This is a genomic window from Umbribacter vaginalis (assembly GCA_001552935.1).
In the GTDB taxonomy this organism is placed as follows: Bacteria; Actinomycetota; Coriobacteriia; order Coriobacteriales; family Eggerthellaceae; genus Berryella; species Berryella vaginalis.
In genome coordinates, this window is sequence record KQ959707.1 from 1 (window position 1) to 2,865 (window position 2,865).

2 protein-coding genes are annotated in these 2,865 nt (G+C 40.9%); both read right to left on the reverse strand.

Annotation, left to right across the window (positions count from 1 at the left end):
* Positions 1 to 110: 110 nt before the first annotated feature.
* Complete coding sequence (locus HMPREF3190_RS05925; protein WP_066781349.1) at positions 111 to 2,279, reverse strand: leucine-rich repeat domain-containing protein; 2,169 nt, start codon at positions 2,277 to 2,279, stop codon at positions 111 to 113.
* Positions 2,280 to 2,354: 75 nt separating this feature from the next.
* On the reverse strand, positions 2,355 to 2,865 hold a 511-nt coding region (locus HMPREF3190_RS05930), incomplete at its 5' end, for an LPXTG cell wall anchor domain-containing protein (protein WP_156425743.1).

The window sequence follows — 2,865 nt, forward strand, 5'->3', positions numbered from 1 at the left end:
CATACCCAGAAAATGCTTCAAAAACTTTTAGCATAATTAATACCTTTTTGCATACATGTCTTAACACTGCCCCCTGCGATTACACAGGGGGCATACTTCATTATTGCTTGTTACCTTTTATTTGCCTTACTTGATTTTTTGCGCGCAAAGCACCCAAGGACAAGTACAAGTGCACCTGCAAAAGTGCTTAAAAGAGTAAGCAAGGAATTATCACCTGTTTGAGGGAATTTGTTTTGATCAAGCTTTGTTTTATCAGCTTCTTGTTTACTTGACGTATCGGCTTTTTGCTCAGCTTGCGCACGTTCGCTTTCATCGGTGCGCTGTGCTGTAGCTTGCGCTGCTGCATTAGTGCTTGCAGCCATAGGCACAAGTTGTTGCAAAGCAGCATGTACATCACTTGTAAAGGTATCTTGTTTTGTTTGATAGGTGTGCGTTGCTATACCAGGAAGCATATAGTTATGTTCCCGTTTGTATTTCTCAATATCAAAGGTAGGCTTTTCGTTTATCAGAGGCGCAACAATTGAACCGCCTACAACCTGCGCACTACACGTCTGCACTTTTTTCTCTAGTTCAGCAATCTTAGCGTTGAGCATATCTATCTCTTGCTGTTTCTGTTCATCTGATTTAGTTTTATCAGATTTTAGTTGCTCTAGTTGCTGTTTTGCCTGTTGCAGCGCATTCGTAAGTTCCTGGAGCTGTTTTTTGTCTGCATCCGCCTTGATCTGTGCTTGCTGCAACTGTTGTGTAAAAGTACTTATTTTCTCATTGGCAGCATCAAGCTTTCCTTGCAAGCCTTGTTTTTCTTGCGTAAAAGTAGCAAGCTGCGCTGTTAGCTGTTCAATTTCTCGTTGCTTTTCCTGGTCACTTCTCGTCTTGTCAGCTTTCAAGGCATCAAGCTGCGAAGATAAGCTTGCAACTTGTCCTGTTAAGCGCTCGATGGTTGCCTTGTCTGCAACACCTTGCTCGGTGGCTGTTTGTAGCTGCCCTTGCAGCTTTCCTAGCTGTTCTTGTAGGCTTGCAACTTGACCTTTGAGTGTTGTGTTCTCTTGTGTGAGTTGTTCAATCTGTTTACCAAGGTTAGTAATCTGACCATTGAGCTTATCAATTTCAGTTTGTTTTTGCTGTTCACTTAGGGTTTTGTTACTCTTAAGCTTTTCAAGCTGACCATTCAGTGTAGAGATTTGCCCGTTTAATTCTTCAATCTTTGATTTGTCTGTTGTACCTTGCTGTTTTGCTTTCTCTAATTCTGATTGTAAGGAAGAAATCTGTTGTGTTGCAGTGCTTAGTTGCTCTTTAATCGCTTGAGCTTTCTTATCTCCATTCAATGCTCCAAGAGTAGTCTTAATCTGTTCAGTAGCTTGTTTTACCTGTTCAGGAGTAGAAGAAAGTTTGTCATAAACCTTTTTTCCGTCTGTAATAGCTGTATCATATGCTTGTTTCAGATTATCATCTGCGTGTGTGTAATTATCAGTTACTATAACTTGATTGTATGCACCTAAATATCGCTCTAATGACAATGAAATATCCTCTGCTTGAGTTTCAGAAGAAGGTCTTTCTCCTAATTCTTTTTTAGCTTGAGAAAAATCAATATTTATAGTAGCTGAATACTTGAATCCGTCTGTTGCATTCACAGTATACGGATTTTGCATTCCGTCTTTATAGGTTAAAACATCATCAACAATATTTTCATCTGATTTGAATGCTACATGACCAAACCCCTTAATCTCTTTTGCCAAATTAACCTTACTTGTTCCTGGACGTAATGTAATGGTTTGGTCTTTAGCATTGAGTGTTGTTTTATCTTCAAAAGGATTTCCAAGTTCTCTGAGAAATGTCATGTCAGAGATTTTATTATTGCTAAGATCGAGCGATGTAAGATTAGGTAAGTCTGCAAGCGCACTGATGTCGGAGATTTGATTATCGCTAAGATGCAGCGTTGTAAGGTTCTTAAAAAATTCAAGTCCTTTTATTGATTTGATACGATTACCAGGAAACCATACTTCTGTAACCTTTAATGCATCAGCTTCAGTAATATCCTGAGCTGACTGGTCAATAAGGTTTTGTTTTTTCATTTTAGAAAGAATGCGTTCTTTAAGTACCTGGTCTTTGAACTGAATAATAGAAGAATGTGCAGTATTTACTTGAGGTTTTGATGCAACAGCAGCATACGCAACATTTGATGTGTTCAATACAGGTGCTGCAACACCACCAATAAGGCTCGCACACAAGCCTATAGCAACAGCTTTCTTCGTTTGTGCGGTAATAGTTTTTGTATCCATAATTCACTCCTTAAATTTTTTGAATTGAAACACCTAGTGGGAAAAACATTCTTCCCACTAGGCTTAAAAGTTCGATTAGCGCCTTGAGCGCTTACGCTTTGCAATAACAAGTGCTACAGCACCAGCAATTAAACCTGTAGCGATAACAGCAATACCACCAAGCACTTCACCTGTTTGAGGGAATTTGTTTTTCAAGTGGGGCTGCGGAATGTTTTGATCTGCTAATGGCTGTACTTTAGGTACAGGTGCAGGATCAGGCGCAGGCGCAGGTGCTGGCAGATCTAAATGTGGCTGTGGTACAGGTGATGGTTGTTGCTGCAAATTAGGAACTTGCGGTACTTGTGGCGTTTGTGGTGTTTGCGGTGTCTGTGGTGTTTGTGGCACTTGTGGTGCACACCATGGCAAACACGGCATCCACGGCTGCTGCGGACACGGAGCAGGGCAGCTAGGCTCGCAAGGTTTCGGACATGGTGGGCATACTTGTGGTTCAGCAGGCTTTCCAGCAACCTTTACCGTTTGATCTTCGCTGTTTAAGTCCTTATGCTCACAAACAACATGACCATCCAGCAGGATTTGTTCAAAGACA